This window comes from Altibacter lentus (assembly GCF_000746845.1).
Taxonomy (GTDB): Bacteria; Bacteroidota; Bacteroidia; order Flavobacteriales; family Flavobacteriaceae; genus Altibacter; species Altibacter lentus.
This window is the reverse complement of the sequence record NZ_KN050846.1, coordinates 441,379-467,177: the sequence shown is the minus strand read 5'-3', so window position 1 is coordinate 467,177 and position 25,799 is coordinate 441,379. Positions and strand designations below refer to the sequence as shown.

Sequence of the window (25,799 nt, the reverse complement as noted above, 5' to 3'; positions counted from 1 at the left end):
GTTGGAAGGGGTTTTCTATTAACTAAAATGAGAACATATTATTTAGCTAAAATCAATCTATGTGTTGACGAAGCATTTTCAGAAACAACGTTTATAATATATACGCCATTTGCCATTCCGTTAAAGCTTACATCGTTTGTACCGGTTACTGAAGAGAATCGTTTCAAGATCTTTCCTGAACCAAGTTCTACAATAGTCACCTGTATCTCCGAACCGAATTGTACAGGAATTGCGATCGTAGCCGTTCCTTGTGAAGGATTCGGATAAATAACGATGCCACTTCCATTGTCTACTATGTCATCGATAGACAATAAGATATCCTGCGCCTCGAAAGCACCAATATCACGTCGCCCTTCAAAAACGGTCTGCCCAATTTGATCGTCGAATAAATCTGCAGGATCTCCTGCATTGTACGCCACAGAGCCGACTAAAAGTTCATGCGTTTCGGTTGTGCCGCCGTTATCCTGTAACGGGCCAAGTATTGGGTCTGCACCTTCGATGTCGTTGGCCTGTTCAGGAAATGCTCCTGCGTCATCGTTCCCAATAAGGTTATAATCATTCGAAACAAAGGTTCCATTTACATCTATTCCTGAAGAGGCTGTATTGGTAGCCACCAGCGTATTTTTCAACGAAGTGGTGGTCGTACTTTCAATTCCTCCACCAGTACCGGCAGAAACATTGTTCGCTACTGTCACTGCATTCAAGTCGAAACTAGCACCATTGTTTTGAATTCCGGCTCCGGAAGCCGAAGCAGTATTCCCTGAAATAGTACTCGTCATCACAGTCACAATACCTCCACCGTTATTATAGACCCCTCCACCTTCCGCAGCGTCATTGGTATCGATGGTCGAATCGATAATGTTCATCGTTGTACCATTCTGGTTCCACAATCCACCACCTTCGTTTGCGGCAAAATTACCCGTGATAGTACTCGTAAGGATATCTATGGTACTGCTGGACCCAGTAACATGCAGTCCGCCTCCATTCCCTGGATTCGGAGTTCCGGCTGCACTGTTCACATCGTTCCGTGTCATTATGGACGTTTCGAACGTTAGGGTCCCGTCGATTAGTTCGATGGCACCACCTGCTCTATTTGCAGCATTCGTTTCAAAATTTGAGTCGGTTACTGTAACATCTCCGGCAACACTTAACAATCCTCCTCCAGATCCTGAAGTTCCTGTTGCCATGTTTCCGATAATCAATGTCCCGTTAAGAATATCCAGTGTTCCTCCGTTATTGAAGACGCCACCTCCTCCGGTGTCTGGGTCTGCTCCTTGGGCCATATTTCCTTCAATGGTCATTCCGTCAATGGACATGACCCCAAGACTGTTCCAAAGACCACCCCCTTCACTTGCGGCGATATTTCCGGTTGCAGATCCCCCTGAAATTATAGCATCTCCCATTCCGGTGATATGCAATCCACCACCATTTCCGGGAGATGAAGCTGCTGTATTGGTTGTAAGATTACTATTCATTAGCATCAAGGTATTTCCTGCAATTGAATTGTCCTCAATTCCGCCCCCGGCTCTTTCTGCTGTATTTCCGATGAGATTGGAATCACTCACAGATAGAATTCCTTGATCGTTCAGTATACCACCGCCTGAACCCGAAGCTCCATTGGCGATATTATTGCTGATGATTGCATTCATTACCGTAAGTGTTCCCCCGGCGTTGAAGATACCTCCACCACCTTCGTTAGCAGCTGCACCACTGGCTGTGTTCTCATCAATAGTCGTTCCGTCTACCGTCATGGTTCCCGTTCCGTTCCATAATCCACCACCTTCAAGTGCCGCTGTATTTCCACTCACTGTACCAGCAGTGATCGTTGCGTCTCCGGGACCTGTGATATGCAAGCCACCTCCGTTACCCGGTGCCGCTGCTGTACTATTATTCAACAGATCGACATTGGTAAGTGTAAGGATATTACCTGCTACGGAAGTGTCCTCAATTCCGCCACCGGCTCTCATGGAAGAGTTACCACTCAATTCAGTATCAGTTACTGTTAAGGTTCCCATGTCGTTGAGAATTCCACCTCCCGAACCGGAAGCTCCATCGGCTATGTTATTGGTGATGGTTGCATTCATCACAGTAAGTGTACCACCGGCGTTGAAGACTCCTCCACCACCTTCGTTGGCAGCTGCACCACTGGCAGTGTTCGCATCTATGATCGTCCCGTCTACCGTCATGGTTCCCGTTCCGTTCCATAATCCACCACCTTCAAGTGCCGCTGTATTTCCACTCACGGTACCATTGGTTATATTTGAATCATCGGCTCCTGTGATGTGTAAACCACCTCCGTTACCAGGAGCAGAAGCTGTGCTGTTGTTCAAGAGATCCACATTGGTTAGCGTTAGGAGATTCCCTCCTGAAGCTACTTCAATTCCACCACCGGCTCTCATGGAACTATTTCCATTTAATTCGGTATCGGTTACCGTTAAGGTTCCCATGTCGTTGAGAATTCCACCTCCCGAACCGGAAGCTCCATCGGCTATGTTATTGGTGATGGTTGCATTCATCACAGTAAGTGTACCACCGGCGTTGAAGATACCTCCACCCCCTTCGTTAGCAGCTGCACCACTGGCAGTGTTCGCATCTATGATCGTCCCGTCTACCGTCATGGTTCCCGTTCCGTTCCATAATCCACCCCCTTCGAGTGCCGCTGTATTTCCACTCACGGTACCATTGGTTATATTTGAATCATCGGCTCCTGTGATGTGTAAACCACCTCCGTTACCAGGAGCAGAAGCTGTGCTGTTGTTCAAGAGATCCACATTGGTTAGCGTTAGGAGATTCCCTCCTGAAGCTACTTCAATTCCGCCACCAGCTCTCCTGGAAGAGTTACCACTCAATTCGGTATCAGTTACCGTTAAGGTTCCCATGTCGTTGAGAATTCCACCTCCCGAACCGGAAGCTCCATCGGCTATGTTATTGGTGATGGTTGCATTCATCACAGTAAGTGTACCACCGGCGTTGAAGACTCCTCCACCACCTTCGTTGGCAGCTGCACCACTGGCAGTGTTCGCATCTATGATCGTCCCGTCTACCGTCATGGTTCCCGTTCCGTTCCATAATCCACCACCTTCAAGTGCCGCTGTATTTCCACTCACGGTACCATTGGTTATATTTGAATCATCGGCTCCTGTGATGTGTAAACCACCTCCGTTACCAGGAGCAGAAGCTGTGCTGTTGTTCAAGAGATCCACATTGGTTAGCGTTAGGAGATTCCCTCCTGAAGCTACTTCAATTCCACCACCGGCTCTCATGGAACTATTTCCATTTAATTCGGTATCGGTTACCGTTAAGGTTCCCATGTCGTTGAGAATTCCACCTCCCGAACCGGAAGCTCCATCGGCTATGTTATTGGTGATGGTTGCATTCATCACAGTAAGTGTACCACCGGCGTTGAAGATACCTCCACCCCCTTCGTTAGCAGCTGCACCACTGGCAGTGTTCGCATCTATGATCGTCCCGTCTACCGTCATGGTTCCCGTTCCGTTCCATAATCCACCCCCTTCGAGTGCCGCTGTATTTCCACTCACGGTACCATTGGTTATATTTGAATCATCGGCTCCTGTGATGTGTAAACCACCTCCGTTGCCAGGAGCAGAAGCTGTGCTGCTGTTCAAGAGATCCACATTGGTTAGCGTTAGGAGATTCCCTCCTGAAGCTACTTCAATTCCGCCACCAGCTCTCCTGGAAGAGTTACCACTCAATTCGGTATCAGTTACCGTTAAGGTTCCCATGTCGTTGAGAATTCCACCTCCCGAACCGGAAGCTCCGTCGGCTATGTTATTGGTGATGGTTGCATTCATCACCGTAAGTGTTCCCCCGGCGTTGAAGATACCTCCACCCCCTTCGTTAGCTGCAGCACCACTGGCAGTATTTCCATCAATAGTTGTATTAGTAACAGTCATTGATCCACTACCGTTCCACAATCCGCCACCTTCAAGTGCGGCATTATTCCCATTAACGGTTCCGTTAGTTATCGTGGATGTACCAGGCCCCGTCATGTGTAATCCACCACCGTTACCCGGCGCAGACGCTGTTGAATTATTATCCAAATTCACATTGAACAAGGTGATATTTCCCACAGCGACAGAAGAATTGTCTTCAATTCCTCCTCCTGCTCTTTTGGCAGAGTTGTTGGAGATCGTTGTGTTATTAACCACAACAGTTCCGCCATCAACATTTTGGATTCCTCCTCCGGATCCTGCAAGTCCTGTTGCAACATTATTGGAAATGGTTGTGAAATTCTGGACCATAAGCGTTCCTCCATTATTAAAGATTCCACCACCTCCATTGGTAGGATCGTCTCCACCGGCAGTATTACCGTCTAACAAAGAGCCGTCTACGGTCATTGTACTTCCTGTTTGATTCCATAATCCGCCTCCTTCATTGGCTGCATCATTCCCTGAAATCGTAGCTCCTGCAATATTAATGGTCGCTACTCCTGAAACGTGCAATCCTCCTCCGTTTCCTGGGGCAGGTGTTCCTGCAGAACCGTCCACATTGTTGGTAATAAGAGATGTATTGAACATATCTAAAGTACCGTCTATAATTTCAATTCCACCTCCGGCACGGTTCGCTGCATTGTTATCGATCATCCCACCAATAATGGCTACAGTTCCTGCTGTTGAGAAGATACCACCACCAGATCCTGAGGTTCCGTTCGCTATGTTATTCTGAATGGTTCCATTGATAATCCCCAGGTTTCCACCGTTATTAAAGATACCTCCGCCACCATTGTCTGCAGCCGATCCGCCGGCTGTGTTGATATTGACCATCGTATCGAAAACATTCATAGTACTTCCGGCCTGGTTCCAAAGACCTCCTCCTTCGCGGGCAGCTTGATTTGCAGAGATAACCGCATTGTTAATATTTGTTGTGGTCACTCCCGAAATATGGATTCCACCTCCATTACCCGGAGCCGGTGTTCCGGCAGTACCGTTTACATCGTTAAATGCAACTACAGTCCCGTCCAGATTCAAAGCACCATCGATCACTTCGATCGCACCACCGGCACGATTAGCAAAATTTGAGAAAATTGTGATATCTGCTATGGTCACTGTACCGTCTGTAGACATAATTCCTCCCCCGGAACCAGCCGTTCCATTTGCGAAATTATTATTGATGGTCGTACCATTAAGAATATCCAGTGTCCCTCCGTTATTGAAGATACCTCCACCGCCATTATCGGTAGCATTTCCACTGGCAATATTATTTGTGACCGGAGCATTTACGGTCATCGTTCCTGTTCCGTTCCAGAGTCCGCCTCCTTCAGAAGCAGCCATATTAGCATCAACAGAACCACCTGTAACAGTTGCGTTCGCGGTTCCTGTTATATGCAATCCTCCTCCATTACCGGGTGCAGCTGCTGCAGGAGCTACTCCTGCATTGTTAGCGTCCAGAGTTGTATTGGTAAGGGTCACAGATCCATTGATCAATTCGATCCCTCCTCCTGCTCTATTGGCAATGTTTCCGGTTACAACGGCGTCTGTGATTATTACGGCTCCTGCTGTACTAAATACACCTCCTCCGGAACCTGAGACTCCATCGGCAGTATTATTTGTTACTGAAGTTCCCGCAAGAACGTTCAATGTTCCTCCATTATTGAAGATTCCACCACCACCATCATCTGCCGCAGCTCCACTGGCCAGGTTCGAATCTACCTGTGTAGTTCCTACACTCATTATTCCGGTATTGTTCCACAGACCTCCTCCTTCAAGAGCAGCTAGGTTATTGGTTACCGTACTATTGGTCATTGTAAGTCCAGAACCTCCCGACAGGTGAATGGCTCCTCCGTTTCCGGGGTTGGCCATAGCGCCCAGTCCAATGTCCACACCGGCCGAGTTTCCATCGAAGGATACCCCGTCAATAGTGATCACGGTTCCTGAGTTCTGTTCTATAGCTCCACCGGCTCTGCTTGCATAGTTACCATTAATGGCAAGTCCGGAAGCCAGTATCAAATTCCCGTTGGTATTGTTAAAGATCGCACCACCACGGCCACCAGGAGTGGCTCCCATGGCAATGTTGGCTGATAAAGTTGTTGTGGCATCTATATCGACGGTTCCGCCTCCAAGGTTAAAAATTCCTCCACCACCGGTGTTGGCACCTAAGGCACTGTTATCGATAATGGTTGTTCCATTGATATCCATAAGACCACTACCATTCCATAGTCCGCCACCTTCGTTGGCGATATTATTGGTAACCGATCCTCCGTTCAGTGTAACGTTTCCTGGACCTGTAATGTGAATTCCCCCTCCATTACCGGGAGTTGCTCCTGCATTGTTTCCATCCAACATTATATTTGTAAATGTTGACGTAGTTGGTGCAGATACATTAATTTCAATTCCTCCACCGGCACGATTGGATGTATTGCCTGTAATGGTAATTCCATCGAGGTTAAGTATTCCGTTTAAGTTCAAGATCCCACCTCCAGAACCTAATGTTGTTCCAGAAGCTGTGTTGTTCGTAATCGTACTTCCACCATCTACCGTAAGTGTTCCTCCATTGTTGAAGATTCCTCCACCACCATCATCGGCTGCGGCACCGCCTTGGGCGTCGTTTCCGTCAATTTGAGAACCGGTAACGGTCATAAGACCTGTATTGTTCCATAATCCGCCTCCTTCTCTACCTGCGATATTATTTTGAATAAGTCCACCGATAAAGGTCGAATTGGCTGTACCTGAAATATGAACAGCACCTCCATTCCCTGGATTGGTGCCTGCATTATTCTGACTTAAATTATAGTTTCCATTTATTATTAGGGTTCCATCTATAAGTTCGATAGCTCCACCAGCACGATTTGACGCATTAAAAGACATCACCACGGCGGTAATTGTAACATTTCCATCCACACTCATTATAGCACCACCAGATCCAGAGATCCCATTGGCTATGTTGTTGGCGTATGCGCCTCCATTAACGTCTAGCGTACCTCCATTATTGAAAATAGCTCCACCACCATTTGTGGCATCATCACCACTTGCAATGTTTCCATCCATAATAGGAAGGTTTACGGTGAGCGTACCTAAATTGTTCCATAAACCACCTCCTTCAGAAGCAGCTAAATTGTTTGAGATATTACTGAAAAAGTCCACCGTAGCACTTGTAGTTCCAGAAAGGTGTAAGGCACCTCCATTCCCTGGATTAGCGGTTATTGTATTTCCTAAGCCAATATCTACTCCAGCGGCGTTTCCTTGCATGGTTATTCCGTTTAAAAGTAATAATCCTCCAGAAGTATCTTCAATCGCTCCACCAGCTCTACTGGCATAATTACTGTTTATAGCAAGACCCGAAGCAAGAACGAGGCTACCATTTGTGTTGTTGAATATGGCACCTCCACGACCTCCTGGCGTTGCTCCAGAGGCTATGTTCGCTGTTAAAGTTGTGGCGGCATCGATATCCACGGTTCCATTTCCATTATTAAAAATTCCACCACCTCCGGTATTAGGACCTAATGCGCTATTTCCAGTAATGATGGTTCCATTAATATCCATTAATCCACTTCCATTCCATAATCCGCCGCCTTCATTGGCAACATTATTCGTGATTGATCCACCATTAAAAGTGGTATTCGCGGAACCAGTTAAGTGTAATCCGCCACCGTTACCCGGATTCGGAGTTGTTATTGAATTTGAATCCAATGTTAGGTTGTTAAACACGTAGGAAACTCCTCCATTGATTTCAATTCCTCCACCAGCGCGATTGGCTGAATTTCCGGAAATTGAAATATTATCTATTGTAAGGGTTCCTCCTAACGTAAGGATTCCTCCTCCAGAACCTGAGGCTCCTGTGGCTGTGTTTCCAATAATGGTACTCGTACCGTCCACAATTAGTGTTCCGCCATTGTTGAAGATTCCTCCACCACCATCATCGGCAGCTGCACCTTGGGCAACGTTTCCTACTATTGAGGTATTTGTTACCCTCATTGTTCCCGTTCCATTCCAAAGTCCTCCCCCTTCGAGGGCAGCAGTATTAGCACCTATATTCGAATCTATAATCGTCGCGTTTGCACTTCCAGTTAAGTGAATCGCACCACCGTTTCCTGGGCCACTGTTGGCAATGTTATTGCCAAAGTCGGCGTTGGCTATGTTCAACATTCCTCCCGCAGACATTTCTATTGCACCACCCGCCCGGTTGGCTTGGTTCCCTTGGAAGAAACCTCCCGTAGGCAACCCGTCGATATCAACTGTTACATTGGCTGTTGCAAAAATCGCACCACCCGAAGCAGATCCATTTATCGCTAGGTTGTTATTAAAGTTAGTGTCGGTGATGTCAAGGTTACCCCCTACGGTAAAAATCCCACCACCACCAGTAGTTCCACCTGTGGCGATATTGTCGTCAAAACTTACGGAGCTGATGGTCATAAGACCGGTTCCGTTCCAAAAACCACCCCCTTCAACGGCAGTATTGTTTGAAACGATTCCGCCTGTTATGGTCGAATTTGCAGCTCCTGTAATATGCAGTGCCCCACCATTTCCTGCTGCGGTTCCTCCAAGAGCAATATTGCTATCAAAATTTGTATCAGTTATTAAAATGTTGTCCGCACCATTCTTTTCAATAGCTCCTCCGGCCCTTACCGCAGTATTTCCATTGAAAGCACAGTTTGTAATCGTTGCAAGTCCACTTAGATCTAACAAGATGGCTCCACCACTACCGGATGCTGTGTTTACTGCTCGGTTGTTTGAAAATGTTGTATTTGAAAAATTACTCGAAGCATTTCTAACGAGTACAGCCCCGCCACCTGCAGTTCCGTTGCTTTCGTTGTTGTCGAACACTGCGTTATTCACAGTAAGTGTTCCACCTACGACTGCGATAGCCGCCCCATTTTCGACGGTATTAGTATGCAAGAAATTTTGAAGGGTGACCGCATCGAATGTAGTATTGGTCCCTCCCGTTGCAAGAAACCTATTGGCACCCGAGTTACCATCAATTATGGTTGTTCCGGCACCATTTCCCGTAATCGTAATATCATCTGTTATGGTTATTCCGGAGGCTAAAACTATGGCATTTCCATCGGTGAGCACATCAAAAGTTATCGTATTCAAGCCAGGTGCTGCATTTGCATCTAAAACGGCCTGTCTTAATGATCCTGCGCCGGCATTGTTTGAATTAAGAACTACAAACTGTCCATAGGACAAGGTAGTAGTTAATAAAATTGAAATCAGCAAAAAAAGATTTCGAGTAGTTTTGTTTTTCATGATTAGTATTATTGAAGGTTAATATATTTTCCTTGAAAACTGAAATAAAAAAAAGTATCACAAAGCATAAATAGCTCATAATACTTTTAATAAAAGCGATGTATTTTTGTCTTCATAGGTTGATTTTTTACAGTGTGTTTCTCGGGGGGAGCAAAAGAATACACCTAGGTATTTGTTAGAAGATACGTAGCTAAGAGGGGGGCGGTTTTCTTAAAATGTGTTAAAAAATGTTAAGATTCAGCAGCTTAACTTTTATAGAACCCTCCTTATTTAGATAAAACCTTAAAGACAGTATATTCATTTATGGTTGTCATACTACAAGCCAACAACTAATAAAAATGAAGTAGGAAAAATTGTTTGTATGGAATTGAAGAGAACTGCTAGCCTTTCAAGAAAGCGACTACAATCAGAAATGCAGGAATTATCGCTGCTTCAAATAATTTAAGATGTTGGATTCAATACGACCGTGAAGATCTGAAACGTCACCTTTTATAAACGCTTCACCGGTAATATTTTCGTATAGTTCGATGTAGCGCTCGGATACGCTGCTGATGTAAGCATCACTCATTTCGGGCACTTGTTGTCCTTCCAGCCCTTGAAAACCATGTTGTATGAGCCATTGGCGAACAAACTCCTTAGATAACTGCTTCTGCTCTTCTCCTTTTTGTTGTCTTTCTGAATAGCCTTCAGCATAAAAATAACGGGAAGAATCGGGGGTGTGGATCTCATCGATAAGAACGATCTTTCCTTCTTTTGTTTTTCCGAATTCATACTTGGTATCCACAAGTATTAATCCGCGTTTCGCGGCGATCTCACTTCCACGCTGAAACAGTTTTCTGGTATAATCTTCCAACTGAAGGTATTCCGCTTCAGGAACAATTCCTCGCTCCAACAACGCTTCACGAGAGATATCCTCATCGTGATCTCCGGCTTCGGCCTTAGTAGCCGGCGTAATGATAGGTTCCGGAAATTTATCATGCTCCTGCATGCCGTCGGGCATGGCTACCCCGCAGAGCATGCGTTTTCCCGCTTTGTACTCTCGGGCCGCATGACCACTCAAATAACCACGGATCACCATTTCTACTTTGTACGGCTCACAGGCTTCCCCAATAGCAACATTAGGATCGGGGGTGGCGAGCAACCAATTGGGTACCAGATCTTCTGTGTCGCGCATCATCTTGGTAGCAATCTGGTTAAGGATCTGTCCCTTAAAAGGAATTCCTTTGGGCATGACAACGTCGAAAGCGCTCAGCCTGTCGGTGGCTACCATGACCAGAAGGTCGTTCTCTAACGTATATACTTCCCTTACCTTTCCGCGGTATACTGCTTTTTGTCCCGGAAACTGAAAATTTGTTGCTGTAAGCGTTTGCGCCATTTCTTAATCTACGTTTTCAATATTCTTGTATGCTGCAATGACCTCCTTGACCAGACGGTGACGGATCACATCTTTGTCATCCAGATAGATCATGCCCACTCCGTTAACATCCTTCAATACCAGCAAGGCTTCTTTTAGACCGGATATCACGCGTCTTGGCAGGTCGATCTGACCCGGGTCTCCGGTGATCATGAATTTTGCATTCTTACCCATACGTGTGAGGAACATCTTCATTTGTGCGTGGGTGGTGTTCTGTGCTTCATCGAGGATCACGAAAGCGTTATCCAAGGTACGACCCCGCATGAATGCCAAGGGTGCGATCTGGATGGTTCCGTTCTCGATGAACATCTCTAATTTCTCATGCGGAATCATATCGCGCAAGGCATCGTATAAAGGTTGCATATACGGATCCAGCTTCTCCTTAAGATCGCCGGGAAGAAAACCCAGATTCTCCCCAGCCTCCACTGCCGGACGTGTGAGAATAATGCGCTTCACCTGTTTTTCTTTCAATGCTTTTACCGCTAAGGCCACCCCGGTATACGTCTTACCTGTTCCCGCAGGACCCACGGCAAAGACCATATCGTTCTTCTGCATTTTCTCCACCAACTTACGCTGATTGGCCGTTTGGGCCTTGACCAGTTTTCCGTTCACCCCGTGTACCAACACCTCATTACTACTTGGGGAGGTCTCGTATTCTTCCGGGCCCGCACTTTGCAGGATACGCTCGATGCTGTTCTCGTCGATCTTATTGTATTTGGCAAAATGATCCAGCAACATGGAAATACGCGAATCGAATTCCTCGAGTACCTCTTCGTCCCCGTAGACCTTGATCTTGCTACCGCGAGCAACTATTTTTAATTTAGGAAAGTATTTTTTAAGCAGATCGATATTAGCGTTTTGGAGGCCGAAGAAATCACGTGGGCTAATCTCTGTCAATTCGATAATAAGTTCGTTCAAAAGCGGTGTGGTTAAATTTATGAATACAATATGCAAAATAGTTTTGCTACTCACAAAAGTAACCTATTTTTGTGGTACTTGTGTAAACAAAATATCAACAATTAGCCCATGCCCATCATTACGTTAACGACCGATTTTGGAGAGAAAGATCACTTTGCAGGTGCGGTTAAAGGGGCTATCTACAGCGAACTGGATACCGTGCGTATTGTTGATATCTCGCACTCGGTTTCGCCCTTTCATATCACCGAAGCTGCCTATATCATACAAAATGCCTATCGCAGTTTTCCCGAAGGAAGCATTCATATCATTGGGATCGACAGTGAGTTGAATCCCGAGAATACCCACATTGCTGTATTCTTGGACGGACACTATTTTCTATGTGCGAACAATGGTATCATTTCGATGTTAGCTTCGGAAATAAAGCCGGAGAAGATCGTAGAGATCAATATTCACGATCGAATTACCAGTAACTTCCCGGTGTTGGATGTATTCGTGAAGGTTGCCTGCCATCTTGCCCGTGGCGGAACTCTGGAGGTTATCGGCAAGACTATTTCAGAAATAAAAGAACTCACGGGCATCCGTCCGGTAGTGAATTCAGAATCCAACCAGATCATAGGAAACGTGATCTATATAGATAACTATGGTAACGTGATCTGCAATATTACCAAAACCCTCTTTGACGATGTAGGGAAAGGACGGGATTTCAGTATTGCAGCACGCGGCGCTACGTTTACGAAAGTCCATACGCATTACAGTGATGCTATTAATTTTGAAGTACCGCCGGAGCGCCGTGAAGAGGACGGCAAGAAACTTGCCTTGTGGAACTCGTCCAACTATCTGGAACTGGCTATCTATAAGAGTAATCCATCCACCGTGGGTAGCGCATCGACCTTATTTGGATTGGGTTTTCGTGACACCATTACCGTAAATTTTAATTAGCATGTTCACAAGAATTGTAAAAATGGAATTCCAAGAGGCCAAGATTTCTGCCTTTTTAGATAATTTTGATACGGTAAAGGAAAAGATCCGAAATTTTCCGGGTTGTCATCTTCTGGAATTGTATCGTGACAAGGACGACAGTAGCATTTTTTTTACATACAGTAAATGGGAAAACGTGACCGACCTGGAGACCTATCGCAACAGTGCGCTTTTTAAGAACGTTTGGGCAACAACAAAACCGATGTTCCGTTCTAAAGCGGTGGCCTGGAGTGTGGATACGGAGTATAGTGGGTAGGAATTAGGAGTTAGGAAAAATAAATGGTTGCAATTATTAAAAGAGAGATCAATGCATTTTTTGCCGGCCCGATCGGGTATATGGTGATTGCTACCTTTTTGGTGATCAATGGTTTGTTCCTTTGGGTGTTTGCAGGGACCTTCAACATCCTCGACGCCGGATTTGCAGACCTATCGGCCTTCTTCGAACTGGCGCCTTGGGTGCTCTTATTCCTTATCCCTGCCGTGACCATGCGGGCGTTCAGCGAGGAAATGAAGATGGGTACTTTAGAATTGTTGTTAACTAAACCTATTGCCCTTAAAAACATTGTTCTTGGAAAGTATTTTGGTGCCGTGATCCTTATCGTGATCGCACTGCTTCCTACCTTGTTGTATATCTTAACTATTTCCAATCTTGGAAATCCGGCGGGAAACTGGGACATTGGAAGTACTATCGGGTCTTATATCGGACTGCTGTTCTTGGTATTTGCTTATACAGCTATTGGAGTATTTGCCTCCACCCTATCGCAAAACCAGATCGTAGCCTTCCTTATTTCAGTGATCTTCTGTTTTGCCTTGTATTACGGATTTGAAGGTGTAGCAGAACTCACGGGTTCTGCCATGGTTCAAGAATTTGGAATGAAAGCGCATTTTGACAGTGTAGCGCGAGGGGTCCTTGATACCAGAGACATTGTCTATTTTATAAGTATTGCTGTATTCTTTATAGGAGTAACGGTATTAAAGCTTCGGAAGGAATCGTGACACACACGAACAAAAAACATATCACCACTTTCGTTGTCCTGGTTCTGGGGCTTGTCGTTTTGAACGTGCTTTCACAGTATGTGTATCATCGATTCGACCTCACTCAGGACCAGCGGTATACTCTTTCCGAAGCAGCCAAAGAAACCATTGCCTCTGTGGATTCACCCATTATCGTGGATGTATTCCTTAGCGGTACTTTTCCTCCCGAGTTTCGACGCCTACAAGCGGAAACGAAGCAACTGCTGGAAGAGTTTGCCGCTTATAATCCGAATATCCGCTACGAATTTATCGATCCGCTGGAAGGTGAAGAAGATCCGGAAGCCATTCGCCAGCAATTGGCCAACTTCGGGCTCACTGCCGCGCAGGTAGAAGTTCGTGAAGACGGTAAGATAAGTACCGAGCTCATCTATCCGTGGGCGCTCGCCTACTACAACGATAAGACCGTAAAGATCCCCCTACTCAAGAATCAGTTAGGGGCTTCTTCGGAAGAACGGGTGAACAGTTCTATCCAAAATCTCGAATATGCCTTTGCCGATGGGTTCAACAAACTGGTATTTCCGAAGAAACGAAAAGTAGCCGTACTCAAAGGGAACGATCAGTTGGATGATCGCTACATCGCCGATTTCTTCACCACGCTGCGGGAGTACTATTTCATAGCACCTTTTACGCTCGATTCTGCTGCGGTGAACCCCTTAAAGACGCTGGAACAGCTACGCAGTTTCGACCTCATTGTTTCTGCAAAACCACAGCAGGCTTTTACCGATTCAGAAAAATATATTCTCGATCAATACACCATGAACGGCGGAGCCTCCCTTTGGCTCATCGACGCAACCGAACTCCAGACAGATTCTATATCGGGTAAGACCATTGCTTTCGGGACCGATCTCAATCTAACCGACCTCTTCTTTAAATACGGACTGCGCATCAACCCCAACCTTGTGAAAGATGTTTACTCTGCTCCTATCGTACTGGCTACGGGGATGGAGAACGAAGCACAGTACAACAGGTATCCGTGGTTCTACAATCCGTTGAGCGCCAGTGGCAGTGATCACCCCATCACGAGCAATATCGAAGCCGTGAAGTTTAGTTATGCCAGTGCCATCGATACCTTGCCCAACGCTTTAAGGAAGACTGTACTGCTCTCCTCCTCTCCTATCACCAAGATCGTGGGATTGCCGGCAGAGATCGACTATGACAAAGAGATACCGAAGAATCTTCAGGTAGTGAATGAAGGTCCGGACCCTTCAGAGTATACCGCAGGCGAAACCCCATTGGCGGTATTGTTGGAAGGCAGCTTTCCTTCTGCATTCACGAACAGGATCAAGCCTTTTCCACTTTCCGAAGATAAGACACAAAGTGTCCCTACCCGAATGGTGGTAGTGAGCGACGGCGATGTAATTGTGAATCAGTTGGACCGCAATCGGCCGCTGGAACTGGGCTTCGATAAAATGACCAATGCCTACTACGGAAACAAAGAATTTTTGCTCAATACGGTGAATTATTTGCTGGACGACAGCGGACTTATAAACATTCGCACAAAGGAAATTGCGGTACCCTTCCTCGATCCGCAACGAACCGCCGAGCAGCGCAGCCAATGGCAACTCGTTAATGTCTTGCTACCATTGGTGTTACTGGCGCTATTCGGGGTGGTGTTCTCCTACCTTCGGAAGCGCAAATACGCCCGTTAGTTGTTAATAAGTTAGTTTTCTTATACGTCCCAATTGAAATATATTTGTAGGGATGCATCACGGCTAGTGCGCCGGGGACAGTGGCGCAAGATGACACACGGAAACTAACAGATAGAAATTTAACGTAGATGAAATTTATTGTATCGAGTTCGTATTTATTAAAGCAATTACAAGTATTAGGGGGCATTATCAACAACAACAATACCCTGCCTATTTTAGATAACTTCCTCTTCGATCTGGACGGAAGCACCTTGGTGGTATCGGCATCGGACCTGGAGACGACCATCTCTTCGCAACTGGATGTGGAAAGCAATGAGAAAGGCAAAGTATGTATCCCGGCGCGATTGCTCTTGGATACCTTAAAGACCTTTCCGGAGCAACCGCTCACCTTTACCATAGAAGACAACAGCACTGTGGAGATAAGCTCCAACCACGGGAAATATGCACTGGCCTATGCCAATGGTGAGGAATTCCCAAATGCGGTGGTCTTAAAAGATCCTTCTTCAACCGTGATACAAGGTGATATCCTGGCCACGGCGATCAGCAAGACCATCTTTGCCAGCGGGAACGACGATCTGCGACCGGTGATGAGCGGGGTGTTCTTTCAGTTCTCTACGGAAGGGCTCACCTTTGTAGCGACCGATGCACACAAATTGGTAAAATATACCCGCGAGGACGTTTCGGCCTCACAAACCGCCGAATTCATCATGCCGAAAAAGCCGCTGAACCTGCTAAAAGGGATCCTGGCCGGAAGCGAGGATGAAGTGGTGATCGAATACAACGAAAGCAATGCCAAATTCTCTTTTGACGGCACCCAGATGGTCTGCCGCCTTATTGACGGGAAATATCCCAACTACGAAGCGGTGATCCCCAAGGAGAATCCAAACAAACTCACCATAGACCGCAATCAGTTCCTGAACTCGGTACGGCGGGTGTCTATCTTCTCGAACAAGACCACCCACCAGATACGGTTAAAGATCGCCGGAGCCGAACTGAACATCTCTGCCGAAGATATCGATTACAGCAACAAGGCCGAAGAACGCCTTACCTGCGACTATCAAGGAGACGATATGCAAATAGGCTTTAACTCGCGGTTCCTTACCGAAATGTTGAATAATCTAACCAGCGACGAAGTCTCTCTGGCCATGTCGCTGCCCAACCGGGCGGGGATTCTCACGCCTGTGGACGGACTGGACGAAGGCGAGCAGGTCACCATGCTGGTAATGCCGGTGATGTTGAACAATTAAACTGAAAAGGTTGCGAAAGCGGCCTTTTTTTGGTTTTGGGGGCGTTGACTTAAATTGTGATACAGTTTCATGATCAAGACACTACGCAACGTTCAAGACTTATATGCGAAGAAGGATATCCTAATTATTAATTCCATCAGAATTAGTATCTTGGATTCCTAAAGAATAACAGACCCATCGACCATGCTGAAATTCTTTCGAAACATCCGCAGAGGCCTGCTAACCGAGAATCGCTTCGGAAAATATGTGCTGTATGCCATTGGTGAGATCATCTTGGTGGTGATTGGCATCCTCATCGCTTTGAGCATTAACAACGCCAACGAACGACGCATCACCCGGGAAAAGGAGCAAACCTACCTAAAAGGACTGGAGAGCGAATTTGAAGCCAGTAAATTGAAGCTTCAAACCCTCATTGAGGTCAACGAGCGCAGTTACCAAAGTGCTAAGGCGCTTCTTGTCCTGCTACAGGATACTGCGACAGTACCGGAAGAAGCTCGTTTATCACAGCTCCTTTACGACGCCTTCGCTTTTGAGATCGCCTACAACCCTAATAACTCACTATTAGATGAGATCATCAACTCGGGAAGCCTGAATGCTATTTCCAATGACGAGCTGCGGCTCTATCTCACATCCTGGGAATCGATTATTGAGAATATTCGTATTCAAGAACAGGACCTTCGCCATCAGCGTGAGAACGTGCGGGAAATGCTTCGCAGTGAAAATGGGAGTATCCGTACGGTCTTCGACCATACCAATGTGACCGAAACCGTGTTAAACATCCCAGTGGCAGAAGAGAATTTTAGTAATCTTCCGCTCCTGCAAAGTCGCACCTTCGAGAATAAAGCTTTGTCCTTTGCCCTCACGGCGATCAGTGCGGAGAGTTCCCACTACTTGCCCCTTCATGAGCAACTGGAGACGATCCTGACGTTGATCGCTTCGGAAAAAACTGATTAAAACCCGGTAGCCCGGCAAGCGCATCGTACATCCTGTTCAAAAAAGCAAAGTCTAACGAATTTCTGATACTGTAGACATACAAGTGAGAACAATACTTTCGCTACAACCGTATTCCTATGGCTATTTCGACGCCGATAGACCGCATTCATTGTTTCCGGTGTACAGAGATTGACAAAGTATATGTATCTTTAGGTTCTTAACTTTGATAACCTACATCCAATGAAATTAGGAGCTTTTTCTATCAGCCTAAGTGTTCAAGACCTTAAAAAATCTAAAGCCTTTTACGAGACCCTGGGGTTTGAGGTCTTTGCCGGATCCCTTGAACAAAACTATCTTATAATGAAACAGGACACCTCTCTTATTGGTTTGTTTCAGGGGATGTTCAATGAGAATCTTCTTACATTCAATCCGGGATGGGACACGAATGCACAGCCTTTACCCGATTTCGATGATGTGCGCGACATTCAGCAGCGATTAAAGGAACACGATATACCTCTGGAGCGTGAAGTGGACCCGACGACTTCAGGCCCCGGCAGCATTGTCTTGAAGGATCCAGACGGGAACATAATTCTGCTGGATCAACATCGCTAAGATCAGTGATGCAAGTTGAAAACTCCCTTTTTTAACACTATCTCGATGGTTTATTGTATTTTTAATATACCTAACAATAAATCTCATGACACGCCAACCATTTGCTGACCTTGCTCGGCAATTCAATATTACTATTAGCGGTAAGGGCTCACAACCCATGCTATTTGCACATGGCTACGGCTGCGACCAAAATATGTGGCGGTTTGTGTCACCTCATTTTGAGGCCACACATAAAACGGTGCTATTTGATTATATAGGCGCGGGGAAATCGGATGTCTCTGCCTACGATCCCACTACGTATAGTTCTCTGGACGCTTATGCCGATGATGTGATCGCTATCTGCGATCATTTAAACCTGAGCAACGTGATCTTTGTAGGGCATTCCGTAAGCAGTATGATAGGCGTACTGGCAGCAAATAAACGATCGGATCTCTTTTCAAAATTGGTATTGGTAGGACCATCACCCCGTTATATCAATGATGAGGGGTACATTGGTGGTTTTGATCGCGGTTCTATTGACGATCTGCTAGAAGCACTGGATAGCAACTATCTGGGATGGTCTACGAGTATGGCTCCTGTGATCATGGGCAATCCCGAACGACCCGAGTTGGGTAAGGAATTAAGCAATAGTTTCTGCCAGACCGATCCTGAGATCGCCAAGAACTTTGCCCGTGCTACTTTTTTGTCTGATAATCGTGACGATCTTACAAAATTAAAGGTCCCTGCCTTGGTCATGCAGTGTTCACAAGATGTGATCGCACCCCTGGAAGTGGGTACCTATGTCGCAGAACAAATACCTAATAGCACTCTAAAAATACTCGAAGCCACCGGGCACTGTCCTAATCTCAGTGCTCCGGAAGAGACTGTTCGCACGATACAAGAATTCCTTAAAACCTAGTGTGTATGAGTGAACCGGACATAGGAAATGACCAACACTCACCTGAGCTCACGATCGCATTAGAACTTTACGACAATGCACCTTGTGGCTCGATCTCTTTTTTTAAGGATGGGACGATCTATGCAATCAACCAGACCATGCTTACCTGGCTGGGGTACACACGTGAAGAGCTGGTTGAACAGCGAACGTTACCCAGTTTGTTCCGTATAGGCGGACAGATCTTTTTTGAAACCCATTTCTTTCCGCTTATTAAAATGCAGGGATTTGTGAATGAAGTCTATTTTGATGTAGTGCGGAAGGATAATAGTATCTTTCACGCCTTGATCAATGCCCGGGAGATCCCTTCGAAATCCCGACAAAAAGAACTTTTTCAAGCCACAATTCTTGATATAAGCGATCGCTGGAAGTATGAAAAAGAATTGTTACATGCCAAACGGAAAGCAGAAGCCGATTCTAAGGCCAAGGCCGAGTTCTTGTCAACCATCAGCCATGAGATACGAACGCCTCTCAACACCATACTGGGTATTGGTCATCTGTTACATGAAACCCCATTGAACGAAAATCAGAAGGAGTATGCCCGGCTGTTGTTGCATTCTTCAGAAAATCTACTAAGTCTCGTCAACAATTTACTGGACCTCAGTAAGATCGAGGCACAAAAAGTCACCTTGGAACAAATGCCCTTCCATTTAGGAGAACTCTTAGAGCTCATGCATGAGACCTTTTCGGTACGTGCGCGAGCCAAGGGGATCCAATTGGATATCTCCATCGCCAAGAATGTTCCGAAGCATTTAACAGGTGATCCTGTAAAGCTAAATCAGATCCTTACCAACCTAATAGGGAACGCGATAAAATTCACCAAAACAGGGACAGTTCAACTGGCTGTTACCGTTGAACAGAAAAAAGCCGAAACTTACCAAATTCATTTTTCAGTAAGCGATACCGGTATTGGGATCCCTCCTGAAAAACTTGAAGCGATCTTTCAAGAATTCTCTCAGGCAAGCTACGATGTTAGTGTTGAATTCGGCGGAACGGGTCTGGGACTAACTATCTGTCAGAAGTTACTGGAACTCCACCAAAGTAAGATGGAAGTGAAAAGCACTTTAGGCAAAGGTTCCACATTTAGTTTCTCGATCTGGTACACAGCTGCTGACACCCCTTCCCCTACCAAAAAAGCAAAAAAAGAACGCAGGAATCTGTTGATACTAAAAGATATGGACGTATTGGTGGTTGATGACAACCCCGATAATATCTTTATTGCCACCCAGTATCTCGATCAATGGGAAGTGCCGTATGCCACTGCCGAAAGTGGGAAAAAGGCACTGGACATGGTCCGGAAGCGTTCCTTCGATCTTATACTCCTGGACCTTCAAATGCCCAAGATGGATGGTTACGAAACCGCACGGAAATTACGCAGCCTTCCGCTGAAAACACAGCCTGTAATCGTGGCATTCTCGGCTTCCGCCGCTGGCGAGGTCGCCGATCTGCTCGAAGCTGCAGGTATCGATGATCATCTTTCAAAGCCTTTTAAGCCAAAGGATTTTATGGATACTTTGCTAGAACACAGCAGCCACCGAAAGAAAATTTCTGCGGACAATGTCAATCTTAAACCGTCGGTAGCAGCTTCCGAAGGTCAAAAAAAGAAAAAGACCAAAGCTGCTTCAGAAGACACCCCGAACACGGTAAGTTTCAAGATAGATCGCTACGCAAAAATGGCCAACAACAGGCCGGAGTATATTAAAAAGTTCGTGTTAAGCACCCTGGACGCCTTTGCCACCTATAAGCAGGATTTTCAAAATAGTGTCAAGACCAAGGACCCGGAGGGCTTTTCGAACTTGATCCATAAGAGCACCATGTCTTTCTATTATATTGAAGCAGATCGCTTAGGGTCGCTCCTAATGGCCTGTCGAGACGCTTTACAGGATGATACTGCGGATGACGGTACATTTAAGAAGTTGGCAGCGGAATGCCAAGCTGAGTTCGACACTATAATACGTGGACTCACCCACATAGGTGAAACATAAGCAGTGACTTCGGTGCCATAGCCTGTTTGTAATTAAATTCGTATTTTTATACGTATCAACCTTTTAGCAGTACAAATTCCACTATCATGAGATGCTATCCGTTCCTTCTGCTCGTTCTTGTCTGTTTTGGCTGCGCCGAAACAACCACCAAGGCGCAAACTAAAACCACCGAAAATGCCTCCCGGAAACAACAATCCCTGCCGGATTGTGAATGGTGTGGCGCCATGGATGCTCCCGAATCCCTTTCCTGGTCCACCACTATCGCTCCGGAAGAGGAGCCCGGTGCACCACTTATCTTAACCGGCACTGTCTATTGGCAGGACGGGAAGACCCCGGCCGAAAACGTTTGGATCTACGCATACCACACCAACGCCAAGGGCATTTATCCAAAACGAGGCGATGAGACCGGAAATGGCCAGCGACACGGGTATTTGCGCGCTTGGGTACGAACCAACGCCGAAGGTAAATACCGGTTTGAGACCATACGCCCGGAAGCTTATCCGTCGCGGTCGGAGCCGGCACATGTACACATGACCGTGGCCCATGACTCCTTTCCGGAATATTGGCTGAACGGTACTCAGTTTAAAGGAGATCCGCTCCTGCCCGAAACCCTTCCGGCCCTCACCGATCGTGACGGCGGATTCCCATCTACCATTGCGCTCACCAAAGATTCCGAAGGGAATTGGCTGGGTAGTCGGGATATAGTATTGGCAAAAGACGGTTTGGGGGATTAAGTTCTTCTACAAACACAGGTTGGCAGTGTAACATTAAGGCTATTACGAAATAAAACGAATGGTCATAAAGTACGAAGGTGCTTCCCCGTTGCTCGCTTTAACCGCATTGACGATAGGCAGCACAAAGCCTATGATACCGACCCCAATAAGCAGTAAGATCCCAAGACCCAATAATAAGATGGCCGGAATACTAATGATGATATACAGCAGCAAGCTGAGTTGAAAATTGACAACGGATTTTCCATGAAGGTCCATCCCTTCGACCTTATCTTTGGACGAGAGCCAAATGATAAGCGGGACGATAAGACTTCCGAACCCTATAAGATACCCCAATAGCTGGGAGAGATGCGTGATGACCAGTAGATTGGTATCGGTTCTTTTGTGTGTGTGGTTGATGACTTCCATTTTGATTGATTTTGAGATTGATTAAAATAAACTGATGACCCAAGTGGTAAGAAAAAAAGCGGCAACTGCCACACCAATGAATATCAGCAAGGGAATCCAAAGATGTTTCATTCCGTTATCGGGCTTTTGTTCTTCCATGGTCTTGTTTATGGTATTGGTAGCAGAAAAATACAAATTGTTACAGCATCCGGCAAGGAACTCCTTGTATAAAAGGTAGCACCAACTAAAAGATACTTTGTACTTTTGCCAAAAACAGGCGTTCCGCAGGGAACCATGCTCATGACATATACAGATACCATAGTCGCATTAGCCACCCCTTCGGGTGCAGGAGCCATTGCCGTGATTCGGTTGTCCGGCGGGCAAGCGATCTCTATTGCTTCCGGGATGTTTCATTCGGTTTCCGGTAAGGTGCTGTCCAAGCAGAAAACCCATACCGTTCATTTGGGACATATAAAAGATGGCGAACGCGTGATCGACGAGGTTCTGGCAACCGTTTTTAAAAACCCGAATAGTTATACCGGGGAAGATGTGGTGGAGTTCTCCTGCCACGGAAGTCATTATATTCAGCAAGAGATCCTGCAATTATGTCTTCGGAACGGCTGCCGGATGGCCACAGCCGGAGAGTTCACCCTACGGGCCTTCCTGCATGGAAAGATGGACCTAAGTCAGGCTGAAGCCGTAGCCGATCTCATTGCGAGCGACTCTGAAGCCTCTCACCAGCTTGCGATCTCCCAGATGCGCGGCGGATTTTCAAATGAGATACAAAAGCTTCGGGAAGAGTTACTCAATTTTGCATCGCTTATTGAGCTGGAGCTGGATTTTGCTGAAGAAGACGTAGAATTTGCGAATAGGGAGGCGTTTCAGAAATTAATCACCCGTATCACGCAGGTACTGAAGCGGCTAATAGATTCGTTTGCGACCGGAAATGTGTTGAAGAACGGAATTCCCGTCGCCATTGTGGGGGAACCCAATGTGGGGAAATCGACCCTGCTCAATGCTTTGCTGAACGAAGAACGCGCGATCGTAAGTGACATTGCCGGAACCACACGGGATACCATTGAAGATGAGATAAGCATCGGAGGCATTGGGTTTCGGTTCATTGATACCGCCGGGATCCGGGAGACCCGGGATACCATTGAAGGTCTGGGTATTCAAAAGACCTTTCAGAAGATAGAACAGGCGAATGTGGTGCTCTATCTATTCGACACCCAGCGCCTCGAAAAACCTTCCGCATCTGCTAATGACGGGAGCTCCCCTCAAGGGGTTATGGTTGAAATCAGACGCATTCGAAACAAATATCCGCAAAAACCCATACTGGTAATTGCCAATAAGGTGGATCGTCTTACGGCAACAGCGCGCGAGGAACTGCAACAAGAACTAAAGCATATCACCCAAGGCGATGCCAAGACCCGTACCCTCCTCCTATCGGCCAAGACAGGTGAAGGCGTGGAGGCGTTACAGGAGGCACTGCTGGAGTTCGTTAACACCGGAGTCCTGAGAAACAATGAGACCGTGGTCACCAACACCCGACATTACGATGCCCTGCTAAAAGCTTTGGAAGAGATCCTGAAAGTACAAGAAGGATTGAACAGTAATTTAAGCGGGGACCTGCTGGCTATTGACATTCGGCAGGCCTTATATCACTTTGGGGAGATCACCGGCGAGATCACCAACGACGACCTGTTGGGGAACATCTTCGCTAATTTTTGTATCGGGAAATAACCCATTTCCTTATTTTCTTGTGAGCTAAATAAAAGTGTGGTATCTACATTGCCCAATATAACAACAGCGACATAGGATTGGCTATCTCTCCTGAAATACACTTTTTAATACAATACACCCTATCCCCGTTTACAGCAAGTCTTTGCCACTTTACCGAATTATACGTAAATGTATACCGTAAGGGATTCCCTTCAAAAGGAAATAATAGGATGAGAAAATCTCCCATCGACGGAGCATATACAAATTCGAATAGGTTTCTTCGATTTAGTTGTTGTAATAATATTTCTTCCCAGCTTACCTTGTAACTATAGTTATAATGTATTTTGTCTTCTACGATAGCATTTAGAACCGCAGGATTCGTGTTATAAGATCTTGTGCATAATTCCCAAAAACACTTGTTTGGATCGATTATGGCATCGGTTTGTTTAAAGAAAAATTGATTGTTCATTCACTGTATTATACAGATGCTTTACTACGGGATGGCCGGTATTTTAGGGTGCGTCGATCTATTCAACAATAATTTTAATACTTTGCATTGCATGATATGAAGATTCAACAAGAAGGAGGTACATTCCGGGATTGTAGTGTTTCAGGTTTAGTTCCATTGAATCTCTATTCTCTGTTTTGAACGAGCCTAGTTTCGTACCTTTTATATTGAATAAATCAACAGAGTTAGAATCCTTCAAATTAATTATTTCAAAAATATTACTGCCTGATTTAGAAAACACTTTAACAACATTCTTCGGTTTTACTATTTCCGGGGTACTAAGTACAAAGAACGGTTCACATTCATCGATGATACTTAAGTCTGAATAGAACGATTCTCCGTTTTTAAATACACAAGCAACACGGCCCACACCATTGATATCCGGATCACCGCTAGGAGCCGTAATAATTGATAGAGACCCAACACCCTCAACCCAGATCGCATTATTTGTACTAACGGTATTTGACTCCGCCGGTGAAAAATAAAAGTGGTCGTAATTGTTTCCATCTACCAATTGCCGTGGAATAATAGAATCTACTTTAAAGTAACCTGCATCCTCCGGAAATGGCGTTATGGGATTTTTCATATCGATGGAATCACCAACTTCAATAGAGAAGTCGTAAAGGAGGTAGTCGTAAGTACCTTGCGGCAGAATGGCTTTTAGAAAGACTTTCTTTTGAGAAACATCCTCTCGCAACAAAAAACCTCTGGAAATATAATGATAACCATCAAGGATTTTAAAGTTCATTCCATCAACTAAAGTATCTCCATTGGTGTAATATACGTCTGTTTCACAGGTTCCTGAAAAACAAAACCTTACATTCCATTCGTTATAAGTGTCTAGGAGTGGTTTATATTCTTGTGAATATGAAGGATGTGAAGTAGATAAAGCAATTAAAAGCAGAAAGAGAATCCTCATATTAATATAATTCGAAATAGATCATTGATCGTAACAAATTTAATGTAAGTAGGTTTAATTACCTAACAGCTTTATGGTTCAGGAATTAAACTTCTGTTAAACAAAATTAACATTTACCTATTTTTTGTAAATTTGTTATTACAATGAAGCAGTTCTTCAATAAAATAATGTCTTTAGCAATGGCTTTTGTAGTGTTATTCTCTACAATGTCATTTGCTGTGAATATGCATTATTGTGGAGGTACTTTAGTGGAATCTGTTTTATTGCATAATGCCAAAGGTTGCGGAATGGATATGGAAAATCCTTCCACTGAAGGTTGTTCTATAACAATGAAAAATTGTTGTGATGATGAACAGTTAGCCATTGAAGGTCAAGACGAACTGCAATTGCAGGTTGACAAAATTACCTTTGATCAACAAGTATTCATTGCATCTTTTGTATATACTTACATCTACCTTTTTGAAGGTTCAGATACCGATATATCTTCCTTTAAAGAATACAAACCGCCACTCGTCATAAGGCGTATCTACAAGATTGACGAGACTTATTTAATTTGATTTTTAAACAATAGGCTTTTTTATCCTATGACGGTATAGTCGTAAGGATAATTTGCTGTATTCGGTG

Annotated in this window: 18 protein-coding genes; 12 read left to right on the top strand and 6 right to left on the bottom strand. The window is 45.4% G+C overall.

From position 1 onward, the window contains the following. Positions 1–38 precede the first annotated feature (38 nt). From JS40_RS02230 to JS40_RS02220, 3 genes are all read right to left on the bottom strand, one after another. Positions 39–9,203, bottom strand: a complete 9,165-nt coding sequence (locus JS40_RS02230) for a choice-of-anchor Q domain-containing protein (protein ID WP_051957471.1) — start codon at positions 9,201–9,203, stop codon at positions 39–41. A 421-nt stretch (positions 9,204–9,624) separates the two neighbouring features. Continuing rightward, positions 9,625–10,578, bottom strand: a complete 954-nt coding sequence (locus JS40_RS02225; RefSeq protein WP_034258016.1) for a phosphoribosylaminoimidazolesuccinocarboxamide synthase — start codon at positions 10,576–10,578, stop codon at positions 9,625–9,627. Between the two features lie 3 nt (positions 10,579–10,581). Beyond that, positions 10,582–11,535 (bottom strand): PhoH family protein, encoded by a 954-nt coding sequence (locus tag JS40_RS02220; RefSeq protein ID WP_034261947.1) that lies wholly within the window; start codon positions 11,533–11,535, stop codon positions 10,582–10,584. A gap of 108 nt (positions 11,536–11,643) precedes the next feature. Between JS40_RS02220 and JS40_RS02215 the strand changes: the two genes are divergently transcribed. From JS40_RS02215 to JS40_RS02170, 10 genes are all read left to right on the top strand, one after another. Beyond that, a complete protein-coding gene (locus JS40_RS02215; RefSeq protein ID WP_034258015.1) occupies positions 11,644–12,474 on the top strand; it encodes an SAM hydrolase/SAM-dependent halogenase family protein in 831 nt (276 codons plus the stop codon). A 1-nt stretch (position 12,475) separates the two neighbouring features. Next, positions 12,476–12,769, top strand: coding sequence for a putative quinol monooxygenase (locus JS40_RS02210; RefSeq protein WP_034258013.1), 294 nt, complete (start codon positions 12,476–12,478; stop codon positions 12,767–12,769). A gap of 23 nt (positions 12,770–12,792) precedes the next feature. Further along, positions 12,793–13,509 (top strand): gliding motility-associated ABC transporter permease subunit GldF, encoded by a 717-nt coding sequence (gene gldF / locus JS40_RS02205; RefSeq protein WP_034258012.1) that lies wholly within the window; start codon positions 12,793–12,795, stop codon positions 13,507–13,509. Continuing rightward, complete coding sequence (gene gldG / locus JS40_RS02200) at positions 13,506–15,197, top strand: gliding motility-associated ABC transporter substrate-binding protein GldG (RefSeq protein ID WP_173402304.1); 1,692 nt, start codon at positions 13,506–13,508, stop codon at positions 15,195–15,197. The genes gldF and gldG overlap by 4 nt, the downstream gene beginning before the upstream one ends. A gap of 128 nt (positions 15,198–15,325) precedes the next feature. Beyond that, positions 15,326–16,444 carry a DNA polymerase III subunit beta gene (dnaN, locus tag JS40_RS02195; protein WP_034258008.1) on the top strand — a complete coding sequence of 373 codons (1,119 nt, stop codon included), beginning with the start codon at positions 15,326–15,328 and terminating at the stop codon, positions 16,442–16,444. 183 nt (positions 16,445–16,627) lie between these two features. Beyond that, a complete protein-coding gene (locus JS40_RS02190) occupies positions 16,628–17,398 on the top strand; it encodes a DUF6090 family protein (RefSeq protein WP_034258007.1) in 771 nt (256 codons plus the stop codon). A gap of 219 nt (positions 17,399–17,617) precedes the next feature. Next, positions 17,618–17,989 carry a VOC family protein gene (locus tag JS40_RS02185; protein ID WP_034258006.1) on the top strand — a complete coding sequence of 124 codons (372 nt, stop codon included), beginning with the start codon at positions 17,618–17,620 and terminating at the stop codon, positions 17,987–17,989. Between the two features lie 85 nt (positions 17,990–18,074). Beyond that, complete coding sequence (locus JS40_RS02180; protein WP_034258005.1) at positions 18,075–18,887, top strand: alpha/beta fold hydrolase; 813 nt, start codon at positions 18,075–18,077, stop codon at positions 18,885–18,887. A gap of 5 nt (positions 18,888–18,892) precedes the next feature. Beyond that, positions 18,893–20,908, top strand: a complete 2,016-nt coding sequence (locus tag JS40_RS02175; RefSeq protein WP_051957470.1) for a PAS domain-containing hybrid sensor histidine kinase/response regulator — start codon at positions 18,893–18,895, stop codon at positions 20,906–20,908. 86 nt (positions 20,909–20,994) lie between these two features. Continuing rightward, complete coding sequence (locus JS40_RS02170) at positions 20,995–21,642, top strand: dioxygenase family protein (RefSeq protein WP_051957469.1); 648 nt, start codon at positions 20,995–20,997, stop codon at positions 21,640–21,642. Positions 21,643–21,684: 42 nt separating this feature from the next. On the opposite strand, the gene JS40_RS02165 is transcribed toward JS40_RS02170, so the two are convergent. Further along, positions 21,685–22,047, bottom strand: coding sequence for a DUF4870 domain-containing protein (locus JS40_RS02165; RefSeq protein WP_034258004.1), 363 nt, complete (start codon positions 22,045–22,047; stop codon positions 21,685–21,687). A gap of 279 nt (positions 22,048–22,326) precedes the next feature. Here JS40_RS02165 and mnmE point away from each other — a divergent pair, with 279 nt between their 5' ends. After that, on the top strand, positions 22,327–23,769 hold the full coding sequence (gene mnmE / locus JS40_RS02160; protein ID WP_034258003.1) for a tRNA uridine-5-carboxymethylaminomethyl(34) synthesis GTPase MnmE: 1,443 nt from the start codon (positions 22,327–22,329) through the stop codon (positions 23,767–23,769). Between the two features lie 43 nt (positions 23,770–23,812). On the opposite strand, the gene JS40_RS02155 is transcribed toward mnmE, so the two are convergent. Both JS40_RS02155 and JS40_RS02150 read right to left on the bottom strand, forming a co-directional pair. Continuing rightward, entirely contained in the window at positions 23,813–24,217 is a 405-nt protein-coding gene (locus JS40_RS02155; protein ID WP_034258002.1) for a hypothetical protein, read from the bottom strand. Between the two features lie 58 nt (positions 24,218–24,275). Next, positions 24,276–25,175, bottom strand: a complete 900-nt coding sequence (locus JS40_RS02150; RefSeq protein ID WP_034258001.1) for a T9SS type A sorting domain-containing protein — start codon at positions 25,173–25,175, stop codon at positions 24,276–24,278. A gap of 143 nt (positions 25,176–25,318) precedes the next feature. Here JS40_RS02150 and JS40_RS02145 point away from each other — a divergent pair, with 143 nt between their 5' ends. Continuing rightward, the gene (locus tag JS40_RS02145) at positions 25,319–25,732 is read left to right on the top strand and encodes an HYC_CC_PP family protein (RefSeq protein ID WP_173402303.1); all 414 of its coding nucleotides are present in this window, start codon (positions 25,319–25,321) and stop codon (positions 25,730–25,732) included. Positions 25,733–25,799: the final 67 nt, after the last annotated feature.